A 24,347-nucleotide genomic window follows, 5' to 3' on the forward strand; every position below is an offset into this window, starting at 1 on the left:
CTGCGCGATCATGCGTGGATGGTTTAATGGATCGCCATAGGTAAAACACGGAGAGAATTATGCACAATAATTTTTCAGAACAAGATAGAAAAGAACTCCAGGTAGCAAAAAATCTTTTGGAAAATCCAGGCGTGGCGGCAAAGGTGACCAATTTTATCGGCACTCCTATTGAAAAAGGCCTCGCTCTATTGCCTGATAGCTGGAATAAAAATATCGGCGAAGTTACCCGTGCTGCGTTACTTAAGGCATCGCAGGCAGCTATTTTTACAATGAAAGATATCCCTGGTGAGGAGTCATCTAATATGTGGCACAAGTTGGGTGTGGCTGTGAGTGGCGGGGTGGGTGGGTTTTTTGGTATTGCAGCCATATCTATTGAATTACCTATATCCACTTCAATCATGTTGCGTTCAATTGCAGATGTTGCACGGAGTGAGGGCGAATCTATCTCGGCAATGGAAACGAAATTGGCGTGTCTAGAGGTGTTTGCTTTGGGCGGTAACAGCAGGTCTGACGATGGAACCGACAGTGGATACTATGCAGTACGAGCTACGCTTGCGAAATCTATAGCAGCGGCCTCAGAATTTATTGCAAGTAATAAATTGGCGGACGAAGGTGCTCCATTGTTACTTAAATTTATCGCAACAGTAGCGCAGCGATTTGGGATTCAAGTAACAGAAAAAGCTGCAGCTCAGGCAATACCCGCAATTGGCGCCGCCGGTGGGGCAATTATCAACACCATATTCATTGATCATTTTCAGGATATGGCAAGAGGGCACTTTATTGTGCGGAGACTTGAACGCAAGCATGGTAAGGAATTAATCGAGCGCATTTATCTTGAACTGCCAAAGCTTGAATAAATAACAGAATTATCCAGAGTTCTGCAGTAAGACCGCAACCAAATGTAAAAGTCAGCCTACTGAAAAAACAGCAATAACAACGTAAAACAAATAAAAACACGGTGCTATAGCAATGACGAACGTCAAAGAGCGTAGCTTATCCAAATTTGCCAGATAAAGAATTCCATGAAGTATGCGGCCGATTAGCACAATAATCGCTGCTTCAGCCAAGTACTTAATATCTAGCCCCGATGCAACCACGGCAAGTAATGCGGCGCTGTATACAGCCAGTGCCTCCCATGAATTCTGCTGCGCCGCCACGGCGCGAGCACCTACCCCGTGGAGTTGGGCTGCTTGTTCGCGTGGATATTGGTTGTCAAATTGGCCAAATTGTTTTTTTCGGTAGTAATGGGAAATAACAGCAAATATATAGGGTATAGCGCACAGGCAAAACAAAACGATAATAGCTATTTTCATTGATTTTATTCCCGTTATTTAGGTTTAACGTGTTTACGTATGCGCGAGATTATGAAGTAATTATTTCTGAAGGTCTTATACCACAAAGCCAGTAGTGGTTAAGTGCGGTGCGTAACCTACACTATCTCAATTGGCTATCTTTACTGCCGCGTCGGTTAATAGTGGAATAAACCGTTTCATCTTTATCGTGCTCTTCCTGACATTTCACACACAGCCGCACCCCCGGGATAATCTTGCGGCGCGCTTCGGGAATTGCCGCATTGCACTCCTCACAATGCGTCAGGCTCTCGCCTTCAGGAAGACGGCTGCGAGCTAACTTTACTGCGTCTTCAATGCTCGCATCTATTTGATCTTGTACTGCACCATCAGGTGCCCAGCCGCTGGCCATAGCGTCGATCCTCATCGGTAATCCGATAATTGTTCAATTGGTATCGTTTAAGAATAGCCAAAAAGTAAAGCTATAAGATTTTGGCCTTGGTTAAAGTGGAAAGTTCACTGTTGGTTCATGCAACGGTGAGCACTGCACTTGCACTGAAAACTTCCCAACTGAAACAGCAAATCCGTTAAGCTAGGTGCTGCTTGCATCCGCAATCCAGTAGGTTTATTTACATCACAGACTACTGCGCTCTGGAATTTCACCGCTGAGAACTAATTATGAATTTGGATAAATCCAAAAAACGCATCGCCAAAAGAGCCAAAATGGGGTTTCAGGGTTACCCTAAAATTTCATTGACCTACTATGGCAAAACCAGTGCGCATGCTGATGAGGTGGTCGTTGAATTTGTACTGGAAGAGGGTGCTGATATTCAAGTTGAGCGGTTTTCCAGCAAGACCGATGCGCGCGAAGATGAGGTGATTCAATCAGCACTGGTGAAGATGATAGAGCGGTCTGAAGCTAAAACCGTAGTGCAAGGCGAGGGCGTAAGCATATCTGGTTAATGTGGTTAGCGGTCTTGTGTGTAAGCGTACATACAAAGTGAAAAGGGATATGGACAATAAGTCGACTTGGCGTTAATCCCTAAACAAGGATCTCCACATGACGCTATTTGAGAAACTCAACGCATTGGCGTACATTTTTCGCGACACTTTTAATCAATGGTTAGATCGGGAACCGTTTAGAAATAGTGCTGCCATTTCGTTTTGTACTATTTTTTCACTGCCGGGGTTGTTGGTGATTATTATTAATCTGGCTGGCTATTTTTATGGTGAAGAGGCAGTAACCCGGCGCATCAGTGGCGAAATCGGGAGTATGATCGGCCGCGATACGGCTAAAGATATTGAGGCGATTATTGCCAATGCCAGTGTGCATCAGGATTTTACCTTCGCGTCACTGGTTGGTATAGCTACATTGATTTTTGGTGCTACTGGTGTGTTTTATCAACTACAGCAAACGCTCAATATGATTTGGGAGGTTAAGCCACAGCCTAAACGTAAAATAGTAAAAATGGTTCTGGATCGGATGTTCTCATTCGGCCTGGTCCTCGCTGTTGGCTTTTTATTATTGGTCTCCTTGGTGTTGTCAGCGCTGCTTTCAATCGTGAGTAGTTGGGTTGCCTATTATTTTTCCGAAGCTTTTAATATTCTATTTCGTATTCTTGATTTTTCTTTGTCACTCAGTGTGGTGACTTTTTTATTTGCCGCTATTTTTAAATTCCTCCCTGATGCAAAAATCCCTTGGTGCGATGTGTGGGTAGGTGCCTTGGTCACTGCATTGCTCTTTGTAATCGCCAAATTTGCGCTCGGGTTTTATTTCGGTCACAGCAATCCCGCCTCTGCTTACGGAGCAGCAGGGACGATTATCTTGCTGATGTTATGGGTGTCCTACGCGGCATTAATCCTATTGTTTGGTGCTGAATTTACCCGCATTTATGCAGATCGACGTGGCGCACGCATTAAGCCGTTGGAGTTTGCAGTTTCTACTGCTGATTCGAAGTAATCGGTTCACGTCAATTAGTGAGTGATTTTTAGCTTTTTCATGTTCTCAAGTAAACTGGATATTTCGTGGTCAATCACATCACTGCTGCTCAGTAGCAAGTGCATACGCTCTTCGTATTCGTTTATGGCATTGTCCAGAACTATTGCGCCTGGACCATGCAAGTCTAACAACGGATATGCTTTACGCATTTCAGCAATAAAGTTATTGAAAGTTTTTCGATTTTCTTCTGCCTGTGATGCGTATTGAATATCGATATTCGATAGGGAGCTTTTTACTGTTTCAACCCATAAATTGGTCTCGTGGGCGAAGTTTTTAGTAGATTTATGTGCTTCAATATGTTTAATGCATTCATCTGCGGCTTTTACTAAACCTTGCAAACTTGTTTCCAATATGGGATATCCGTCTTGCTCTGGGATATTGAGATGCATAAGGTGAATTTTACTGAAAATAAATAGAGTGCCTTCATCTAAATGGATCAATGACTCTGTCATAGACGGCGATTTTACTAGGTCTATTGTCGAGTCATTGAATAGGTCACCAGGAAAATATTCGTCCTTGCCTAATTCGGAATGGATGGAAAATCCAATTGGAGCATTAAAGTCTTTGATGAATTGCAGTATCTGTTTGCTTATGGAAGATAATGTCTCACATTTCATTAGTTCCAATATTAAGCGGTTAATGGCATGAAGTTGTTGATAATGGGCAATTGTTTGTTCCAGTTCTTTAGTTAGCATGGTCAATTCTTCACTGGTATATTCATTATCAGTTTTGTCCAGGTGTTCAGCGGCAGATTCAATACGTTCCTGAAGTTGGCTGTAAAGGTGGTCAACTTCGCTCTCCAATGTATCAATGCAGCCTTGGCATTCTTTTACTATCCGTTCCAAACGCAATATTTCTTTTGCTTTTTCCTCTCGAACTTCAATTGTGTCATCGGGATTAACTGAATTTTTTAAAATTTGTATCTCATGCTCCATCTTGAGAATAAGATCGCGTTGTATCCGGTTATTTTCTCTGAGTTGCTTTACTTCTGCGATAATATTTTTTTGATCAGATGGCATTGCCATTTCATCTGAATTTGTGATTGATTCCCCGTTGTTAAGCGAGTTTCCTTTTTCGTCAATCCTGGCATCTCTTAACATAATGGCATAATTGGTTGCCTGATTTTTTGCTTCTTTTAGTTCTTTTTTTAGACTGCCAATATAATTGTCTGATTTCATCAGTTCTACTTCAAGCATGTTCATGTAGTTATCCATTTTTTCCTTTATTTCAGCGGAAAAATTGGTTTTGTAGGTTTTTAACTCCCGGATCATGTCGATTGCAATGCGATTATTTTCGCTTGGTGCGGCGGCAGGATTAGCTATAGGGGAAAGCTGCTTCAGTTGTTCGAGCATATATTGCAAATTGTTAATGGTTTGTTGGCTTTCCAGTTGGTACTGTTTGAGTTTTCTCTCCGATTTAAGTAAGCGTTCAACTTTTTCTTGAAGTTGAGCGTTTTTTTCGTGGATGCCTTTAAGTGAATCGAGTCGGTCTTGCATCAATCTTAACCGGTTATCTTTAATTTCCTGGCGTTGTGTGTCTTTTTTGTCTTGCCAGCGCACAATATCCGCGAGTTTTCTTTCAAATAGCCCCCAGCCAGCATGAGTAATCCCCCGCTCCTCAAAGACCTCTTTTTCAGCCGTTAAATAAAGACTGCGCAGAGCTGCGACACGTGCGCTGAAGGAGTGGTTGGAATCAAGATGCGGGAGATGTGAGCCGGTATTTTTCCCATAACGTTGTAGAGAATCAGATAGAGATAACTCAAAATACTCCACAATGGACTGTTGGTGTTCTGCCTTTTTGTCCGCATAGAATTTGGCTTTCTCACTCTCTGCTGTTTTTTGCTCTGATTTTACTTCCTTGTATTTTTCAATCAGTCGTTTTAACAGGGCTTTTTGCTTAAAGTTGTAACGGATGGAGAAAAATAGAGCGATAATAAGCACAAGGCTTATTTCGCCAAGTAAGAGGGTGGTAAATGAGATAACTGTTTCCACGCTGATACCCTACGGATGAAATGTTTCGTAATGCGCCGGTTTACCCGGTGGGACATTGCTAAACGATGTTATCTAATTGGTAATAATAGCCTTGAAAGAATATAGGGATCTGTTTGTAAACGCGCTTAGGTCATCAAAATCAAATTTTTGTCACTTGTTTAAACATATTTGTGACAAATTCACATATCCCCAGTGGAAAAATTCCTTCCCGGCAAATGGCTTACACAAAACTCCGCGTTTAGCGACTATTTCCGGTTTTTAAATTCCGTACAATGGCCTCCATAGCCTCGTAATAACGCGCTCAACAGCACTGATCTATCTCGAATTGAAAAGGGTTTCATTCAGGTTGATAAGTGTTGAACCACTCACTCATATTTTTTAATTTTATAAGGATGTTTGAAAATGAAAGCGATTCGTTATGTTACCCACGCTCTGTTATTTGCCTCTGTCACGTTAGGTTCTATCACTGCACACTCGTATGATTTTCCACTGCGTGCGGATGATCTTAATCTCAATCATCGTTACTCAACTGGTGCTCACTGGTCTGGTGGTACCCAGGAAAAAGGTTTTGATATTGGCGCAGTACGTCATATTGGCAACAACAAATGGCATCACCTGAAAAGTGATGATGCCGATGGAACTGTCAATTCAAATTACCTCATTTACGGTGCAAAAATCCGTGCTATGGCGGCAGGGACTGTTGTTGGTTGCTGGCGTAACTCACCGCAAAACACTGCGGGCAGCAAATTGCAGAAGGTGTTGGATGGATACATCGCCCTCGGTGGAAACCACGTGTGGATTTTGCAAGATGATGGTGTGTACGCTCTCTATGCTCACGCCCAACCAGGCACTGTGCCCGCTGCAATTTGCCCGCACAATGCCACTTATCTGACCAACCCGGAAAAATCCAATCCCTGGACCCAGGACGGAAGAGTTACTAATGGAGTGCGTGTTCAAGCTGGCCAGGTTTTAGGTGTGGTCGGCAATAGCGGCAACTCAACCGGGCCACATTTACATGTGCACATGGAGAAAAGCGGCGATCCTGTAACGATTAAATTCGATCATGGCCAAACCACGTCTTATGCTAATAACACCGCATCAGTAAATGGCCCCTGGACATTGTTAAATGGCAACGCACTACCTGCCGGCAAGGTGTTGGTGTGGGCTCCACATTCAGTAGGTTATTGGACTGTGAACAATATTCCTGATGAGCGCTTTCAAGCCTGGTTTAACCATTTCGTCGATTCCGGTGTGATGCTGGATACCGTGCCCTGCACCGATGGTGGCCAGATCTATAACACCACCTGGATTCCTGCGAGCGGCTCGTGGTATGCGCATGCAGGTATGTCGCTGACTGATTTCAATAGCAAATCCACTTACTATGCCAACAAAGGTTACACCAGAACCGGTTGGTGGTACTGCGGTGCGAATTACACCGGTATTTGGAGGAAGTAATTTTTAAATTCGGAAATTTCTTCACAAAAGTCCCGCGCTCAAAATGGCGGGGCTTTTGTATTTTTATGCAATTGCGCGCGCTGAATTTCCAATGCCCAGCAGCAATTCAAATTGCGGTGCTGACATAGGTTTGCCAAAAAAATATCCCTGTCCTTCATCGCATTTTTCATTGCGCAGGTAATTGTATTCTGCTTCTCCTTCAATGCCTTCAGCGATGGTCTCCAAATCAAAACTCTTTGCCATGTCGATAATTGCGCGAATCACTGATGCATCGCGCTTGGATGTCAAAATGCCGCGCACAAATGATTGATCAATTTTAATGCGGGAAAGCGGATAGGACTTCAACAGGCTGAGTGAGGCGTAACCTGTTCCGAAATCATCAAACGCGATACCTACACCGTGCGCGTGCAAGCGCTGCAAAATTTCCAGCACAATATCGTCGTTGTCGAGCACAATATTTTCGGTGACTTCCAACTCTAAAGCTTCTGCGGGTAATCCGTGGCGCGTCAGGATTTCTATCACTTCAGTGGCTAAATCCCCTACACGGAATTGCGCGCTGCACAGGTTTACGCCGATGCGAAAGCGCGGCGCTCCACTGCGGCGCCAGTAAGCGGCTTGCGCGCAGGCTTCATTGAGAATCCACGCGCCGACAGTTGCTGCCAAGGGGCCACCTTCCAGTGCGGGTAAAAAAGCAGCGGGAGACAATATTCCCCGCTCCGGGTGGTGCCAGCGGATCAAGGCTTCGGCGCCGGTGATGGAACCATCGACCATGCTGATTTGCGGTTGATAGAACATGACAAATTCCCCTTTATCAACTGCACGATGTAATTCGAGCCCGTACAGGCGCCGCGCCGTCGCTTCCATCCGCAGTGCAGGGACAAACATAAATACGCGTCCGCGTCCGGTGCTCTTTGCTTTGAACAATGCCAGATCCGCATTGCCCACCAATTCCAACGCTTCTTGCGCTTGAGTGGGGGCAAGTGCCAAGCCGCAGCTCGCGGCAACGCGAACTTCATTTCCATCGATAGTAATGGGTTGAGTGATCGCATGAATCATCGCATCTGCCCGCTGCACTGCTGCGTGTGAATCGGTCACGCCTGCTAACAGGATGGCGAATTCATCGCCACCAATGCGCGCCACCAAATCATTGTTGGTTGCCAATTGCTTTAATCGATTGGCGACTTCGCACAAGATGGCATCGCCCAAGGTATGGCCAAGGGTATCGTTCACATCCTTGAATCCATCGAGATCGATCATCAATACTGTTGCCGGGGCGGGGCTGAGCAGAACTTCTTCTACCGAGCGATAAAATTTTCCGCGATTGGCAAGACCTGTAAGCCCATCAATATTAGCTTGCTGACGCAACTCTTCTTCTTCGCGCTGCTGCGATGTCAGGTCTTTAAGAATGGCTTCAAATTTCATATGGCCTGCATCGCGCCAGCCAAACAGTGAAAAACCAATACGAAACTCGCTATCGTCGTAACGCAACCCGGTAGCTTCCAGCGGTACGTCAATGTGGTCGAGTGAACCGGCTTCGATTGCATGCCCGATAAGCTCGCGGAAGTTAGCGCGCTCACGTTCGGGCAAGAGTAGGTCAAATTGCAGCGCTCTTTTATCGCGCAGCTGGTAGCCATGTGCACTGGCTGCCGCCTGGTTCCATTCGATAATCTGTAAGTGTTCATCAAACCAGACGACGGGTGTGGAAGAATGGCCTGCGTATTCTTCAAAGGGCGGTCTGGTTCGTTCGGTTGATACTTCAATACGCCGCAATTCCAAACGGTCAGCGGCCATTTTCGCCAGCTCCTGCAAGCGTTGGCGATCCTCTTGTGAGAAATCGTTATGAGGTCTGTCATCAATCACACAGAGCGCACCCAGTGCTAGCCCTTCGGGTGAGAACAGAGGCACTCCAGCATAAAAGCGCAAATTGGTGTCGCCAGTCACCAAAGGATTGTCGTGGAAGCGCTCGTCGAGGGTTGCATCGGGCACTACCATCACATCGGCTTGGGTAATCGCATGAGCGCAAAATGAAACATCGCGGCGCATATCCACTTTACCCACACCGACACTTGCGGCAAAAAAAACATGGTCACTGCCAATCATATTGACTGCTGCAACCGGCATATCAAACATACGCGATGCAATATGGACAACGGGATCAAGGCTTTGCAGCATTTGCTCTTCATCGAGTCCGTAGCCTGCTAATGCTTTCAATCGTTCGGATTCGTTCGGAAATATCGCCGGGCACTTCATCAGCGCATCCTCATATTTGTTTTGCTTTAGCGGAGTAGTTTTGCCATTTCAGTATAGAAAAGGAAAGATCGCGGCGTAAAAATGTGGCTGGAGGCGCCATGATTTTGAAACAGTAGTTAGTCTGATTCGAAATAAAAAGTGATAATTTCTGTTTGAGATTGAAAATTAAAAGATGAAAATATAGAACGCGATATCATTAGAGCATTTTTTCTGGATATCGCGATTTGCGGGGAGTTGCCATTACAGGGGATTACGTGCAGCTTGAAGTGTCCGGATTCGAATGGGTGATCGCGCGTAGATACCTCTAGCGCGCTGGTATAATTAAATCCGATAGTTTTTTGTTGATCTATACCGGGTGCTGTACCGCGATAACTTTCAACCGCCGGACTTTTCCTTGCGGTACTGGCCAATCAATATTGCCGCCAATACGCAAACCAATTAATGCACTGCCTACCGGCGATAAAATCGATATTTTCATTTGCGTAACATTAGCTTCGTTTGGGTACACCAGACTAATAGTTTTCTCTTCGTTTGAATCCAAGTCAACAAATGTAACTGTTGAACCCATCGCTACAGCATCGGCTGGAATATCTTTTTCTGGCACTATGTCAGCGCGGCTCAGTTCAACATCTAATGCTTCTGCTTCGGGGGTGTTGTGCTGTTCAATTAACTTCGTAAGTTGTAAATAATCTGGTTGTGAAACGATGAGTGAATTTGCTTTTTTGGTACGCACGGATTTCTCCAAAAATAAAACATGTACACGCTGGGGATACATCAGCGAGAAAGAAGAGTGTTTAAGAGATTTTGATGGTGGGCGATTAAGCAGTAAAAAGCTTAATCGCCACAAACGACAAAGGCGCGAATGGAATTGCATTCCTGCGCGCGAGGTGGCGTACTATGATGGGAAATATTTTTGCAGTCGGTCATTGTTAAACCATAGCACTTCGCTTGTTTATCTTGCAAGCTTATTGTTGGTCGGTGTTTAATTCGAGCGTAAAAAATTATGCGGAGCCAGTAATGGATGTTCAACCACCCAAACCGATTTTTCTTAAACCCGGCGAAGGGCGCGCCTATCCGATGGGTAGAATCTCCGCGCTTTTCAAAGCAGATGGCGAAGAAACTGCTGGACGCTATTCCATTTCCGAGTGGTGGTTAGATCCTCACACTCAAGGGCCTGGGGCACACAGTCATGATGAAGACGATATTTTTTACGTTATCGAAGGTGTAGTGAGTTTTCTGATGGGCGATGAGTGGACTCATGCCGGGCAAGGGTCTTTTATTTTAATTCCGGCAGGCGTAACTCACGATTTTGAAAATCGCAGCGATGCAAAAGCAGGTGTGCTTAATTTTTCTGTGCCGGGTAATTTTGAACAAGCGATGCCAGATATTGCGGCCTGGTTTAAAGAGCATCCTGCTGGAGATACGGGAAATATTTAAAGTAGGTGTCGGCCATCTATATCCACGTTTATTAAAATATATCGTCAGCTTTATTTGAACTTGCTGCCAAGGGTTTGTTGCCAAATTTTTTGGATGGCCCAATATCAATCAGCGCCATTATTTTTATTTCACAAAATTGTATTCAGCCAATAGAAAACGGCAGCCGAGGCTGCCGTTTTTCACTTCACATCAAACTATTTTTTATTGACAGCTGCGCACCAGTGTCCAGGCGTTAGTCCACGCCCAGCCAGTGCCTGGTGCATAGGCACCGCCTTGTGAACACCAGCCGCCCACGGTGCATTGATACTCATTGCCAGCGTTAACGACTTTGGCGCCGGTTGCATAGGTAGCCCCATTCACGTATGCAGGCGATGTGCAGTTACCGGTTGATACGGAAGAGGCAACTGATGAGCGCGAGCTGCTGGCCACAACAGCGGATGACACGCTAGAGGTGCCGCCTTCGCTACAAGCACCCAAATCCAACCAATAGTTGTATTGGCCAGAGGTGAGCGCCGGGTCATTGCCTTGTGTCCAATAGTTTGCCTGATAGCGCTTGCTGTTGTGCTGCACTTGCTGCGGTTTGTTGTAGACAGTTGCGGCATTCCAGGTGGGCAAACCGGCACAGGTATTGTTGGAAATACTGGAGGTAGTTCCAGTTGATGAACTGGTCACCGCAACAGACGATGGTGCGGATGATGAGGCTACAGGGACGGAGCTGTTAGAGGTGCCGTACACAACATCAATACATTGATAGAAGGCTTCCGGTGCATCTGTTACCGGATCGCGCTGCCAAATGCTGTACACAATATGGCGGCCAGTACGTGCGGGCAAATTAACCATGTGCGTGGATGTGGCTTCGCGATCAGCTGGGCCTGATTGATGGATTTGTTCCAGATCAGACCACTTCAACGGAGTTGTCGCCGGGTTAAAACCCTGCTTGGTAATGTAATAGCGGAAATATTTTGTCTTATGTTGTGCAGTGTTGGTCCACACAAACGCACGTGTGCCTGCGCTGACGGTGGTTACGCCCCAATCGCCACGCGCGAGGTTTAATCCGTTCATGCTGCCAATATTTGCGCTGCAGAGTTTGCCATCGGGAATCAAGCCTTGGTGATTGTCATTAGCGCCGCCAATGCCGATGGATTGGGGTTCATATTGACTTGAATTGCCTGCCGCCGCAGCTGCTTGGCACGCGGGTGAGCTGCCACCACCTTGTGCAGACGTACACAGGAACGCACGGCTTTTAGGGCTGGAAACATAACCGTGGGCGCTGGCTTCAATTGCGCCGAGCAAGGTTGCTGCTCCCAGCACAGCCGATAAACTAAATGTATTAAATGCTTTAATACATGAAACAGCGGGTTGATTATTGATTATTTTCACTTTCAATCTCCATCTCTGATCAAGGTTGTTGGAATTGTTCAAAAACCAATAAATGTTTTTGAGCGAATAAAAATGCACTGCGCAGTTGCGATTCAAATTTCTATTCGGAGGTCGAGTCTACGACCCTTACAACAAAATTCCAGTACGACTTTTCGCCAATGTGGTGTTTTTGCGTTCGACTTTACGCTGGAGAATAACGCACAGGTACGAAGGGTGATTGAGGCGTCAAGTGCGCTTGAGCGGATTCAGATTGGTGTGAGTTGCAGGTAAATGCGGGCAGTGCCGGTGAGATTAAAATTGCCAGGTCAATTTGGCGAAAATGCTGCGTTCAATTTCTCCTGCATTAATATTATCGGCTTTGTTGAATTCGCGGTGACTGCTGTCTGTCAGGTTTTGTCCGGTGATATTCAAACGCAGGGTTTTGCTTAGCTGGGTGCCGAGATTAATATCGAGGCGCAGGTAGCTGTCCACTTTGCTTGCAGGTAATTCATCGACATAAATAGCGGTAGTATCCAGTGTCCAGTTGTCGTTAATATTCCAGAAGATTTTTAACCCTGCCTGATGTTCTGGCGCTAATTTTTCTGCCTCTTCTTGTGTTGGATCAAGCGCCCTGAGTGACAGCTGTAAGTAGCTGTAATTGGCCGCGATTTTTAAATTGGGATTAACTGCCCAATTGATTGCGGTTTCAATTCCCTCTGATGTCCCCTGCATGTTATTGGTAAATATAAAGGGAATAAAAATATGGGGTGGATCAATTCCATTGTTTACTAGCTGCACATTTTCCGGGTCGGCCATGGTTGTGCTGAGTGAGTCATAATCATTGTGAAATGCGGCCACATCGACTGATATTGCGGGCGCTAATTGCTGGCGATAACCTAATTCATAAGCCGTGAGTTTTTCTGATTTAAAATCGTCATTGGGAACAAAAGCAGCGCGCACATTGGCCGCAGTGGCAAGTGTGCTAGTTAAGTCTTCTTCGATGGGAGTTGGTGTGCGCACTGCGCGAGACACTGAAGCCCAGAGCGTTTGGTTTTGGCCGGGGTGCCATTGCAAGCGTGCGTTGGGTTGGAATTCAAAACCGGAGAATTCATTGTGTTCAAATTTAGCGCCCAGGGTTAAAAACCAGGCTTCCGGTGCAAGCGTAATTTTATCTTGCACAAAAGCGCTATAGAGGCTGTTGCGGCGTTTCTGTGGAGTGAAGGCGGTATTGTTATCACCTTGTTCATCATCGGTGAGATAGCGATACCCGGCGCCAAGAATAATGTCGTGTGCTGACAGGGGGGCAAAATTGTATTGTGCGTCGAGGTCGTAAGTGATGCGCTCATCAATAAAATTAAAAGGCTCGTCGCGTTTGGCCCAATCAACATAAGTTTGAATGCTCAGCCGTGAGCCATCATGATGTTTGTCGGTCCAACGTCCTAAAAGATTGATCCCGTCATAGCGAATAATTTGTTGTTTGATTGGCATGTAAGGTGCGATTAATGAAAAGTGTGGACGCCGTTGTTCGGTATCGGTGCGATAGGCATCGCCTTGCAGGGTAAATTCATCGCTCCAGTCAGCGCGAAAACCGGTGCGGAATCCATCCCATTCATCGTAGGTGTCTTGTTGTTTATCACTGCCCGCAGGAGGCGGTGCGCGCGATGCGTCCTGTTTGAAAACATTGGCATAAACACGATAGGAACCATTGCTGCCGAAGCGGCCGCCCTGGCGTGTGCTCAACGTTCCCTTTTCTTCATTGCCGTAAATTGCGCTGGTGAGATTGCCCGAAGTGTCGCTTGTATGTTTGGTGATGATATTGATTACGCCGTTGACGGCGTTGGCGCCCCACAGTGTTCCGCCCGGACCACGCACAACCTCGATCCGTTCAACATCTTCCAGCATCAGGTTGTGCGCTTCCCAGAGCACACCGCCAAACACCGGGTTGTATATCGTGCGTCCATCAATAAGTACCAGCAATTTATTTGCAAGGCCGTTATTAAAGCCGCGGATACTGATTGCCCAGCTGTTCGAATCGGTACGAGCGACTTGCATGCCGGGCACCATGCGCAGCGCGTCGGGAATGGAGGTGACGCCGGAGCGGATAATGTCTTCGCTGGTTACCACGTATATAGCGGCGGAGGCATCAGCTACAGCTTCCGCCTTTTTAGCGGCGCTGTGTACTTTGACTTCCAACAATTGTTCAAGCGTGAGTTCAAAATAATCAACCACAGCGAGCGCGAAGGAATCCGGGGCAAGGAGCATTGCACCCAACATAGCGGTGCGGGATATAGCATCGCGCATCAATCGGTCTGTGGGCATGGGCTTATCCTTTGACTACCAGTGTTGAAATTCAACCTGTGTTGCAAATAGGTGAAGCGGTGGGGACATAGTTGTGCTGTCGAAAGATTAGGATAGTCCACTGGCCTCAGACCCGCCGACGCATTTTCCCTGGATCGAGACGATGATCACCTTTGGGTGTTCAAGAGAGTTATTAGGCGACACATTAAGCATTGGTGCGTAGCTGATTGTGATGTAATTCAAGCCGCCCACGAATTGAACATCCCGACTTGGGGTAGAGCCAATGGGGGTTGGCGGCTATTACCAAAGGTTCATGCACAGAGTTATTCACAGCTTTTGTGGATAAAAGCGATTTTGTCGCAATTGGGAGAGAGTTGTTGAAGCGGAAGCGGAGTATGGCTTACGGCTATTACCGCTGATGGGCATAGTATTTGCTGATGTCCCTGGTGTATCGGCGAATAAAGCGCTGCTGTGTTTTTATTTCCGGATGGGGTTAATGGTTGATGCCATTGTCAGTGGCTTTTTGGTGGACTGACACCGTGGACGTCGTATTGTTAGCTCCTTTGGGTGTAAATTCTGTGCATTTTCTGAGCTTGGCATGCCCGCTCTTGTTTGGTGCGCTTGCATCGCAGCCTGCACCTTTGTAATCTGCGCGGCCGCGAAAAAGCCCGAATAATTCTATAACGCGAGTTTTTATCATTAAGTAAGCTATTCCTGCTGCCATTTTCTACCCATAAAAGGGGTGATGGCGTAGAATGCCGCCCGCTTTTGGTGATTCGCTTGTGCGTTTTTTAATCCCTCGATTTGTTGGAGAAACCCAATGTTAAAGCTGCCTGAAACCCTGCGCGAAAATGTCCGCCTGCTGGGGGAGCTCTTAGGTGAGACGATTCATGCCCACGAAGGTGCAGAACTGTTTACCAAGGTAGAAGGTATTCGCAAGTTGGGTAAGGCCATCACCAAAGCGGAGAATGGTGATTCTGCCCCGCTGGTGGCGATGCTGAGCAGCCTGGATGACCAGAACATCCTGCCAATAGTGCGCGCCTTTAACCAATTCCTGAACCTGGCGAACATCGCCGACCAGGAGTACTTCTCCAGCGCTGAAGCCGAGCGCGATGACAGTTTGCAAACCATGATTCAGGAGTTTGCCGAAGTACACGGCAAAAACGCCCTGACCGAGATTATCAACAAGCTGCGGATTGAATTGGTACTCACGGCACATCCGACTGAAGTCACCCGCCGCACCCTGATTCGCAAGTACGACCAAATCGTCGATACTCTTGCCGATCGCCAAAACGGCAGCTTGCTGACCTTCGAGCAAGACAAACTACGCGGCCGCTTACACCGTTTGGTGGAAGAGATCTGGGCTACCGACGAAATCCGTACCACTCGCCCAACCGCCGTCGATGAAGCCAAATGGGGTTTTGCGGTAATTGAAAACAGCCTCTGGCAGGCAGTGCCGGACTTTATCCGCCACTTGGATCGCATGTGCACCCGCCATTTGGGCGAGTCGCTGCCGGTGGATATCCGCCCCATCAAGTTCTATTCATGGATGGGCGGCGACCGCGACGGCAACCCGAATGTAACCCACAAAATTACCCGCGAAGTGTTGTTGCTAGGCCGCTGGATGGCCGCTGAACTCTATTCGCGCGATGTCTACAGCCTGGGTGGCGACCTGAGTATGATCGAGGCGAGCGATGAGTTGCGCGCCCAGTACCCCGACAGTACCACCCCGTATCGCGATGTGATGTTTGATCTTCGTCGCCGTATCCAATCCACTTTGGAGTGGGCAGAAGCGCGCTTGCAAGGCCGTTCGGTAGAAGTGCCGGTTGACCTAATCACCAGCCGCGAAGATTTGTTGTCCCCTTTAATGCTCTGCTTCCGCTCACTTAACGAGGTTGGTTTACCGCATATTGCCAATGGTCCGCTGGTCGATACGATTCGCCGTATTCACTGCTTCGGCATCAACCTTGTGCCGCTCGATATCCGTCAGGATGGCGACCGCCATGTGCAGGCGATTGATGAGTTGGTGCAATACCTCGGCATTGGCGAATACCGCGAGTGGCCGGAAGAACAACGTCAGGCTTTCCTGTTGGAATCTCTCACCAGTAAGCGTCCGCTCTTGCCGATTAGTTGGCCAATGAGCGACGAAACTGCTGAAGTCCTGGCAACCTGCCGCGTAGTGGCGCAAGAGCCGCGAGAAATTCTCTCGCACTATGTGATTTCCATGGCGCAGCAGCCATCAGACGTTCTGGCTGTTGCCCTCTTGCTCAAAGAGTGCGGCATGACCTGGAATATGCCGATTGTGCCGCTGTTTGAAACCCTTGACGACCTTGACCGCGCGCCGATTGTGATGGAGCGCTTGTGGGACCTGGAGTGGTATCAACAGTATTCTGCGCAGCAGCAAACTGTGATGATCGGCTACTCCGACTCCGCTAAAGATGCGGGCAAGCTGGCGGCAACCTGGGCGCAATATAAAGCGCAGGAAAAACTGGTCGCCCTGGCCGATAAATTCGATGTATCCCTGGTGCTTTTCCACGGCCGTGGCGGTACTGTTGGTCGCGGCGGCGGCCCGGTAGAAAAAGCTATGGCATCGCAACCGCCGGGTTCGGTCAAAGGCCGTATCCGCGTAACCGAACAGGGCGAGATGATCCGCTACAAGTTTGGTTTGCCGCGTGTAGCCTTCAGCAGCCTTTCCTCTTATGTCGTGGCGACTATGCGCGCGACTATGGCGCCTAACGCTGCACCTAAACCCGAGTGGCGCGATCTGATCGAACGGATGGGCAAGGCGAGTCTTGAGGCTTATCGCGCAGTTGTTCGCGGTCACAAAGACTTCGTTCCTTACTTCCGCAACCTGACTCCCGAGCAAGAGTTGAGCTTGCTGGCGTTAGGCAGCCGCCCGGCCAAACGTAAATCCACCGGCGGTGTAGAAAGCCTGCGTGCCATTCCCTGGGTATTCGCCTGGACGCAAGTGCGCCTGAACCTGCCAGCTTGGCTGGGTACCCGTCAGGCATTTGAATATGCGATGCAACATGACCCGGCGCTGCTGGAAGATATGGTCAGCAACTGGGCATTTTTCTCCAGCTTCCTCGATCTGTTGGAAATGGTGATCGGCAAGGCCGACGGCCCTATCTGTACCTATTACGAAGAGCAGTTGGTGCCGGTGGAGTATCGTGGCTTGGGTCAGGAATTGCGCGGCGATTTGAAAGCGCTCGAAGGCCTGATCAACAAGATGAAAAAGCAGGATGTGTTGTTGAACGATGACCCTATGCTGCGCCAATCGCTGGAAGTGCGTAAACCTTATGTCGATCCACTGAACTACTTGCAGGCTGAGTTGCTCAAGCGCTATCGCAGCAGTGAAACCATCAGCCCGGATCTTGAGCGTGCACTCAAGGTAACTATGGCTGGTATCGCGGCGGGTATGCGCAATACGGGTTGATCGGCTTGTGGTTGCTGCCGGCTCCGTATTTTAGCGGGGCTGGAGTGCCTGTTGTCTCTATATTCTTCTCTTTACAAATCGATTTCCCATCGATAACAAAAAACAGCGCAATGGAATCTTTCCATTGCGCTGTTTTTTTATGTGCCCCAACACGAAACCCAGCAGATTTTTTGCGAAGAAATAGCATGAATAGAGCCGTCAATTTTCCGTGTTAAGTCCGCGTCGTCCTGAGTAATTTCACTCAAAGTAGCCTCTTTGACACCTATATAAACCCCGTCTATACCTAGTTAACCCATATGGCAGCAAAGTGTGCAGGGATAACGACCTACAACATCCTGCGTTTTTGCTATTGAATTTGACGGATACAACCCATGAATAGCAGCTACTTCCACGGGAACTCTCCCGTTTCTTACCCACTTACACATACGCAGCGCGGCTCATCACAGGTCGTGGTGATTGGGGCAATCGCAGTTATGGGCTTGATTGCGCTCTTGTTGCTTTCGCTTGCAGAATTGTCGATGGTCTGGAAGGCGTTATTGCTGTTAGCCCTATTGTCTGCTGCGGTAATTGCCGGAGTGCAAGTCTTACAAGCGGCAAAGCGCGAGAGCGATACCCAGATGGCCTTGGCGCAAGCGCAAAGCGGGCAACAACTCGCGCAAATGTATCGGCCGCTGCTGGAAAACTACCAGCATTTACTGAAAGAAATCCTGCCGCTGTGGCAGCGCCAAACTGAATTGGCGCGGCATCAGCTGGAAGGCAGTATCACCGAATTGGTGGGGCGTTTTTCCGATATCCATCAGCGCTTGCAAGCGGCGGTGGCCAGTTCATCGTCTACTGCCAGCAGCATGAAAGGCGATAACGGATTGGGCGGGGTGATTCATTTCGCCAACGACGAATTAAGCCAAATCACCCACACTCTGCGTCAGGCCATTGATCAGCGCGATGAGTTGCTAACAGAAATTTCCGGCCTTTCCAAAATCACGGTTGAACTGAGTGGGATGAGTGCAGAGGTTGCGGGCATTGCATCGCAAACTAATTTGCTAGCGCTTAACGCTGCCATTGAAGCGGCGCGCGCTGGTGAATACGGGCGCGGGTTTGCAGTGGTGGCTGATGAAGTGCGCACACTATCTACCCGCTCGGGTGAAACTGGTGCACGTATTGGTCGCCGTATCGAGCAAGTCAATTCTGCGTTGCAAACAACATTGGACAGAACTGCTGAATACGCTGCTGAAGATAATTCCCGCTTAACAAAATCAGAAACTTCCATCGCGCAAGTGCTCGAACAATTCCAGCACTCCAGTGAACATATTTTGCAGTCAGCACACGTCTTGGAACAGGAGAGTGCAGCGGTTCAATCGAGTGTTGAAGAGGTGCTGGTGAATTTGCAATTCCAGGATCGCGTCAGCCAAATCCTGGGGCACGTCATTGATGATATGGAAAAACTGGTTGGTGCGATTGCCGATCAGGAAACCCGCTTGCGCCACGGTGAGCCGGTGATTGCCATTGATACCGGTGAATGGCTGCGTTCTCTGCAAAAAACTTATACCACACTAGAGCAGGTTGATGTGCATCGCGGCAGCGGAGCACAAGCCAAAGGTTCAAACAATTCAGAAATCACGTTTTTTTAGGAGTAGTGAATGTCCAAAGTAATTCTCGTCGTAGATGATTCTGCCAGCGTGCGGCAAGTGGTGGGCATTGCGCTCCGCGGTGCTGGTTATACCGTTGTTGAAGCCAGTGATGGCAAAGATGCACTAACCAAATTGGATGGGCAAAAAATCAATTTGGTGATCTCGGATGTGAATATGCCCAATATGGATGGCATTACCTTTTTGAAAGAAATGAAAACAAAAGCCAACTACAAATTTACCCCGGTGATCATGCTCACGACGGAAGGTGCAGAAGAGAAAAAGCGCGAAGGCCAAGCTGCAGGTGCAAAAGCCTGGATTGTTAAACCCTTCCGCCCTGAACAAATGTTACAAGCAGTTTCCATGCTGATTTGATAGGAGCTCTATTTTATAGGACTCTCTTTTACAGGATTTTTTTAATAGGTGTAGGCCATGAATATTTCGCGCAAAAAGAGCAAGGACACAACCACGCTAATATTTGAAGGCGACCTCACTATTTATTACGTCGCCCATATCAAAGACGAATTATTTGCCGATTATGAAAAATTGGCTGATAAGGTCGCGCTGGATTTGGCCGCTGTCGGTGAAATAGATACTGCGGGAGTGCAGCTGCTGCTATTCGCGAAAAAGTTTTTTGCTTCGGTACACCGCCCATTATTTATTACCAAGAGCAATGAATCTGTAGAAAGTGTGTTGACTGCGTTGGATGTAAATACCCAATTTGCTATGGAATCATAAGGAATCCACTATGAATCTTGACGGTGCCTTACAGACCTTCTTCGCCGAAGCGGATGATTTGCTCAGCTCCATGGAGGCGGCATTGCTGCGTTTGGATGAGGGTGATAAGGATATGGAAACCATCAATGAAATTTTTCGTGCAGCACATACGATCAAAGGTTCGGCCGGTTTATTTGGGTTGGATGATATTGTCAGTTTTACGCATATTGTGGAAAACGTATTGGATCGCGCGCGCGACGGAAAAATTGTCATCACCAGCGATTTGCTGAGTATTTTTTTGCCGTGTCGCGATCACATCGCAGTGTTGGTGGAAAATGCGCGGCAGGAACAGGAAAACGATGCAGAATGCCTTGCGCAAGGCAAAGCACTACTTGATTCATTGCAACCTTGGTTGGAAGCAGTACCACAACCTGCTGTGGCCAGTGTACCTGTCATCGGCGCATCGCCGAAAAAAAGTAGTGGTGCTGAGGCCAATCACGATGCCTGGCATATCTCAGTGCGCTTGGGGCCAGATTTGTTACGCAATGGCATGGATCCTCTGTCTATTTTACGTTTTCTGCGCACATTAGGTGACATTACCCATATCACCACCATCACCGACCACTTGCCCGAATATAACGATTACGATCCAGAGCAGCTGTATCTCGGTTTTGAAATTACCCTGGTAAGCAATGCCTCGCAGCAACAAATTGAAGATGCGTTTATGTTTGTGCGCGACGACTCGGATCTCAAATTGATTCCGCCGCGCAGCAATATCGAAGCCTATGTCAATTTGATTAAGTCCCTGCCTGAAAATACCCAGCGCTTAGGAGAAATTTTGGTAAAAAGCCATGCGATTAGCTTTCAGGAATTAGATGCTGCATTGGCAACGCAAAAACAGCAGGCAAAAACCACCGGTGCGGTGGGGATGTTGGGCGATATTCTTATTGAAGAACAATCGATCGCCCCCGAAATTGTCAACGCAGCGCTCGATAAGCAAAAGAAAATCAGCGAGAAAAAGACCAGCGGTGAAAATCGTTTTATCCGTGTTGATGCCGAGCGTTTGGATGTTTTGATTAATTTAATTGGCGAATTGGTTATTAATCGCCAGCGCGTTGATTTGCTGTCATCAAAAATGGGTAACCCAACATTGATCGAAGCGGTTACTTCCATGGGTAACTTTACTGAGGCGATCCGCGATGCGGCGCTCACCTTACGCATGGTTCCGATTGGCGATACTTTCCAAAAATTCAAACGCGTTGTGCGCGATACGGCCAAATCCATTGGCAAAGAAATCGAGCTGGAAATTGAAGGCGCGGAAACCGAGCTGGATAGATCCATGGTGGAAAAATTAAATGATCCACTAATGCATATTGTACGCAATGCAATGGATCACGGCATCGAAGCCATTGCAGTGCGGCAAACGCGCGGCAAACCCGATTCCGGCACCATCAAACTTACCGCGCGTCATGACGCGGGCAATATTGTGATTGGCATCCACGATGACGGTGGTGGTTTGGATGTGGAGCGCATCCGCAAAAAAGCCATTGCCAATGGGATTTTGGAGGAGGGTATCCATCTCTCGCGTCAGGAGTTGTTCCAATTAATTTTCCATCCCGGTTTGTCCACTGCTGAGCAGGTGACCAACTTGTCCGGCCGCGGTGTGGGCATGGATGTGGTCAAACGCAATATTGAAGAGTTGCAGGGTGGCATTGAAATCGAAAGTGAAATTGGCGTGGGTACCAGTTTTAGTATTCGTTTGCCCCTGACCCTCGCAATCATTGATGGCTTCCACGTCACGGCTGGCCATATTGATTTTATTGTGCCGCAAAACACCATTCTTGAATGTGTGGATTTAAATTCCTTGAGTCATGTGCAAGGCCAGAATTGCGTTAATTTGCGTGGCGAGCAAGTGCCTTACATTCGCTTGCGTGAAATTTTTTCACTGCAGCCCAAAGACCACAGTCGCGAAAAAATTGTGGTGGTGCAATTTGGTGAAAAACGTGCGGGCATAGTGGTTGATGAACTGCACGGCGAAATTCAAACCGTCGTAAAACCTATGGGGCCTATTTTTCAAGCACTCAAAGGCATCGGCGGCTCCAGTCTTTTGGGTACAGGGGCAGTAGCCTTGATTCTGGATATCCAACAGTTAATCGGGTTTGCAATTAATCGCGAACATTTACGCAACAATGCCTTTTTGGTAAGTGCGCAGGAGCAGGAAGAATGAACCAGCCAAGCAGACAAAAAAAGACTCAATCAGTAGAAGTCATCAAGCAGTACCTGACCTTTCGCATTGGTAATGAAAACTACGGGTTGGAGTTGTCGCAAACCCGCGAAATTATTGAGTACAGCGGCATCACCGAAGTGCCGTTAATGCCCAATTTTTTGCGCGGGGTTATTAACCTGCGTGGTGAGGTGGTGCCGGTTATTGATTTGGCAGTGCGCTTGGGGCGTAAATCAATCGAGGTGCAAAAGCGAACCTGCATTATTGTAGTTGAGTTGCAAAACAATGAACAGAACCATGTGCTCGGGTTGCTTGCTGATTCGGTCAGTGAAGTGATCGAAATGAATGATGAAAATATTGAAGATGCCCCTTCTTTTGGTGCCAATATCCGCGCCGATTTTATCCAGGGCATTGCCAAGCGAGAGGATGAGTTTGTGGTATTGCTGGACGCAAATAACGCCTTGTCTATCCGCGAGCTTGCTCATTTGGTTGAAGCACAGTTGCAATAACCCTTCCCGTTAATAATTCAGAATTTTTGAGGGATTAGTAATGTTCAGCAACCCCACCTTGAAGTTTAAAATATTATTGCTTAGCGCGTTGATTGTGCTTGGCTTATCTACATTGGGGATTACCGCCTATGTGCAAATCCGCTCCTATAATGCCGTCGTGGATGATACTGCCACCCATAGTCAACGGCGCTCGGATATATTGGCCGAAATTCAAGCGGCGGCAATTAATTTCAAGACCCAAGTGCAAGAATGGAAAAATATTCTTATCCGTGGCAACGACGCTGAACAATTTACCAAATATGTTGATGGTTTTATCAAGTCTGAAGAAATCGTACAGAAGCATCTCTCTGCTGCACTGGCGCTACAAAAGGAAGAGGGGGTTCCAACTGAGGCGGTAATCCTATTACAGAAGGAGCACGTGCAGCTGGGGAAAAATTATCGCGAAGCTCTAAAAAGTTATGATCAGGAAAATCCCGGCACAGGAAAAGTGGTTGATAAACTGGTGAGCGGTATGGATCGCGAAACCAGCAAACAAATGCAGGAACTGGCAGATTTTACTACTGCTGGATTCGATCAGTTTTTACATGATTCGGATGTGAAGACTGAAAATATTTATAACGACACCGTGCGCCTGCTGTTGATCATTTGCCTCGGTGCATCGGCCATTATTATTGCAATAATGATATTTATATTCCGCGATATGTTTAAACTCCTTGGTGGCGAGCCTGCCTATACCGCGAGTGTGGTTTCGCAAGTGGCTGACGGGCATCTTAATATTGATATCCAACTCAAAAACGGCGACAAGAGTTCGCTGCTCGCGAGTGTGGCCAATATGAGCAAACAGCTTGCTGAAATTATTGGCGATGTACGCAGTTCGGCCGATGCACTTTCATCTGCTTCTGAAGAGGTCAATGCGACTGCACAGTCCCTTGCTAAAGGTGCATCAGTTCAGGCGGCAAGCGTTGAAGAAACCTCTGCATCTATGGAGCAAATGTCTGCCTCCATTTCGCAAAATAGTGAAAACGCCAAAATTACTGATGGCATGGCTCAAAAAGCGGCACGTGATGCTGCTACAGGCGGTGAGGCGGTAATGGGTACTGTAGAAGCTATGCAAAAAATTGCGGAGCGTATCAGTGTGATTGATGACATCGCTTACCAAACCAATTTGCTCGCATTAAACGCTGCAATTGAAGCCGGGCGCGCAGGAGAGCATGGGCGCGGATTTGCAGTAGTGGCATCAGAGGTTCGCAAGTTGGCTGAGCGCAGCCAGGTAGCTGCGCAAGAAATTGGCACACTCGCACTGGATACAGTTAAGCGTGCTGAATTAGCGGGAACCATGCTCAAGGATATGGTTCCTGCCATTCGCAAAACGGCTGATTTGGTACAGGAAATTGCGGCTGCCTCTTCTGAGCAAAACGCTGGTGTTGCCCAAATTAATGGCGCGATTGGTCAGGTAAGCCAAACACTACAACAAAATGCCGCCGCTTCTGAAGAATTAAGCTCCACATCTGAGGAAATGAGTGCACAAGCTATTCGCCTGCAGGAATCCATGACCTATTTTACGCTTGATAACCATCGTGCTAAAAAAACTATTCAACCCGCCAATAAAAAGCCATCAGCAGGTAATAAGCCGAAATCTGTTAGCCATAAAACGAATCCTGTAAATGATGATGAATTAGATAAAAATTTTGTACGTTACAACTGACAACGAAACGGCTTGATTTAATTATTAGGCAAAGCGATCAATGGATGTTAATG

Annotated in this window: 19 protein-coding genes; 12 read left to right on the forward strand and 7 right to left on the reverse strand. The window is 47.5% G+C overall.

What is annotated here, in order from left to right; translation table 11 throughout:
* Nucleotides 1–59 precede the first annotated feature (59 nt).
* Nucleotides 60–857 (forward strand): EcsC family protein, encoded by a 798-nt coding sequence (locus tag B4E62_RS19965; RefSeq protein WP_331353300.1) that lies wholly within the window; start codon nucleotides 60–62, stop codon nucleotides 855–857.
* Nucleotides 858–908: 51 nt separating this feature from the next.
* Here B4E62_RS19965 and B4E62_RS19970 read toward each other — a convergent pair whose 3' ends face one another.
* Together B4E62_RS19970 and B4E62_RS19975 are read right to left on the reverse strand one after the other, a co-directional pair.
* Nucleotides 909–1,313 carry an MAPEG family protein gene (locus tag B4E62_RS19970; RefSeq protein ID WP_331353301.1) on the reverse strand — a complete coding sequence of 135 codons (405 nt, stop codon included), beginning with the start codon at nucleotides 1,311–1,313 and terminating at the stop codon, nucleotides 909–911.
* A 121-nt stretch (nucleotides 1,314–1,434) separates the two neighbouring features.
* Nucleotides 1,435–1,701, reverse strand: coding sequence for a DksA/TraR family C4-type zinc finger protein (locus tag B4E62_RS19975; RefSeq protein ID WP_331353302.1), 267 nt, complete (start codon nucleotides 1,699–1,701; stop codon nucleotides 1,435–1,437).
* A 266-nt stretch (nucleotides 1,702–1,967) separates the two neighbouring features.
* On the opposite strand from B4E62_RS19975, the gene B4E62_RS19980 reads away from it, so the two are divergent.
* Both B4E62_RS19980 and B4E62_RS19985 read left to right on the forward strand, forming a co-directional pair.
* Nucleotides 1,968–2,252: a hypothetical protein gene (locus B4E62_RS19980; protein ID WP_310075019.1), complete on the forward strand. Its 285-nt coding sequence runs from the start codon at nucleotides 1,968–1,970 to the stop codon at nucleotides 2,250–2,252.
* A 97-nt stretch (nucleotides 2,253–2,349) separates the two neighbouring features.
* Nucleotides 2,350–3,249, forward strand: a complete 900-nt coding sequence (locus B4E62_RS19985; RefSeq protein WP_310075017.1) for a YihY/virulence factor BrkB family protein — start codon at nucleotides 2,350–2,352, stop codon at nucleotides 3,247–3,249.
* Between the two features lie 14 nt (nucleotides 3,250–3,263).
* On the opposite strand, the gene B4E62_RS19990 is transcribed toward B4E62_RS19985, so the two are convergent.
* Nucleotides 3,264–5,279: a hypothetical protein gene (locus tag B4E62_RS19990; RefSeq protein WP_331353303.1), complete on the reverse strand. Its 2,016-nt coding sequence runs from the start codon at nucleotides 5,277–5,279 to the stop codon at nucleotides 3,264–3,266.
* A gap of 402 nt (nucleotides 5,280–5,681) precedes the next feature.
* Between B4E62_RS19990 and B4E62_RS19995 the strand changes: the two genes are divergently transcribed.
* Nucleotides 5,682–6,734 (forward strand): M23 family metallopeptidase, encoded by a 1,053-nt coding sequence (locus B4E62_RS19995; protein WP_310075013.1) that lies wholly within the window; start codon nucleotides 5,682–5,684, stop codon nucleotides 6,732–6,734.
* A 63-nt stretch (nucleotides 6,735–6,797) separates the two neighbouring features.
* Here the strand turns inward: B4E62_RS19995 and B4E62_RS20000 are convergent, their stop codons facing one another.
* Entirely contained in the window at nucleotides 6,798–8,984 is a 2,187-nt protein-coding gene (locus B4E62_RS20000; protein ID WP_331353304.1) for a sensor domain-containing phosphodiesterase, read from the reverse strand.
* Nucleotides 8,985–9,330: 346 nt separating this feature from the next.
* On the reverse strand, nucleotides 9,331–9,717 hold the full coding sequence (gene rnk / locus B4E62_RS20005) for a nucleoside diphosphate kinase regulator (RefSeq protein WP_331353305.1): 387 nt from the start codon (nucleotides 9,715–9,717) through the stop codon (nucleotides 9,331–9,333).
* Nucleotides 9,718–10,001: 284 nt separating this feature from the next.
* Here rnk and B4E62_RS20010 point away from each other — a divergent pair, with 284 nt between their 5' ends.
* Nucleotides 10,002–10,421: a cupin domain-containing protein gene (locus B4E62_RS20010; protein WP_331353306.1), complete on the forward strand. Its 420-nt coding sequence runs from the start codon at nucleotides 10,002–10,004 to the stop codon at nucleotides 10,419–10,421.
* A gap of 201 nt (nucleotides 10,422–10,622) precedes the next feature.
* On the opposite strand, the gene B4E62_RS20015 is transcribed toward B4E62_RS20010, so the two are convergent.
* Both B4E62_RS20015 and B4E62_RS20020 read right to left on the reverse strand, forming a co-directional pair.
* Complete coding sequence (locus B4E62_RS20015; protein ID WP_331353307.1) at nucleotides 10,623–11,801, reverse strand: lytic polysaccharide monooxygenase auxiliary activity family 9 protein; 1,179 nt, start codon at nucleotides 11,799–11,801, stop codon at nucleotides 10,623–10,625.
* A gap of 291 nt (nucleotides 11,802–12,092) precedes the next feature.
* On the reverse strand, nucleotides 12,093–14,099 hold the full coding sequence (locus tag B4E62_RS20020) for a TonB-dependent receptor (RefSeq protein ID WP_331353308.1): 2,007 nt from the start codon (nucleotides 14,097–14,099) through the stop codon (nucleotides 12,093–12,095).
* Between the two features lie 799 nt (nucleotides 14,100–14,898).
* On the opposite strand from B4E62_RS20020, the gene ppc reads away from it, so the two are divergent.
* The 7 genes from ppc to B4E62_RS20055 all read left to right on the forward strand — a co-directional run bounded on the left by ppc (nucleotide 14,899) and on the right by B4E62_RS20055 (nucleotide 24,294).
* Complete coding sequence (ppc, locus tag B4E62_RS20025; RefSeq protein WP_331353309.1) at nucleotides 14,899–17,514, forward strand: phosphoenolpyruvate carboxylase; 2,616 nt, start codon at nucleotides 14,899–14,901, stop codon at nucleotides 17,512–17,514.
* A gap of 371 nt (nucleotides 17,515–17,885) precedes the next feature.
* Nucleotides 17,886–19,142 carry a methyl-accepting chemotaxis protein gene (locus B4E62_RS20030; protein ID WP_331353310.1) on the forward strand — a complete coding sequence of 419 codons (1,257 nt, stop codon included), beginning with the start codon at nucleotides 17,886–17,888 and terminating at the stop codon, nucleotides 19,140–19,142.
* Between the two features lie 9 nt (nucleotides 19,143–19,151).
* Nucleotides 19,152–19,514, forward strand: coding sequence for a response regulator (locus B4E62_RS20035; protein ID WP_133685375.1), 363 nt, complete (start codon nucleotides 19,152–19,154; stop codon nucleotides 19,512–19,514).
* Nucleotides 19,515–19,571: 57 nt separating this feature from the next.
* Entirely contained in the window at nucleotides 19,572–19,877 is a 306-nt protein-coding gene (locus tag B4E62_RS20040) for an STAS domain-containing protein (protein ID WP_310075000.1), read from the forward strand.
* Between the two features lie 10 nt (nucleotides 19,878–19,887).
* The gene (locus B4E62_RS20045) at nucleotides 19,888–22,083 is read left to right on the forward strand and encodes a chemotaxis protein CheA (RefSeq protein WP_331353311.1); all 2,196 of its coding nucleotides are present in this window, start codon (nucleotides 19,888–19,890) and stop codon (nucleotides 22,081–22,083) included.
* On the forward strand, nucleotides 22,080–22,589 hold the full coding sequence (locus B4E62_RS20050) for a chemotaxis protein CheW (protein WP_310074996.1): 510 nt from the start codon (nucleotides 22,080–22,082) through the stop codon (nucleotides 22,587–22,589). Before B4E62_RS20045 ends, B4E62_RS20050 begins: the two co-directional genes overlap by 4 nt.
* Nucleotides 22,590–22,629: 40 nt before the next feature.
* A complete protein-coding gene (locus tag B4E62_RS20055) occupies nucleotides 22,630–24,294 on the forward strand; it encodes a methyl-accepting chemotaxis protein (protein WP_331353312.1) in 1,665 nt (554 codons plus the stop codon).
* Nucleotides 24,295–24,347: the final 53 nt, after the last annotated feature.

It is taken from the genome of Cellvibrio sp. UBA7671, from assembly GCA_002483145.1.
In the GTDB taxonomy this organism is placed as follows: Bacteria; Pseudomonadota; Gammaproteobacteria; order Pseudomonadales; family Cellvibrionaceae; genus Cellvibrio; species Cellvibrio fibrivorans.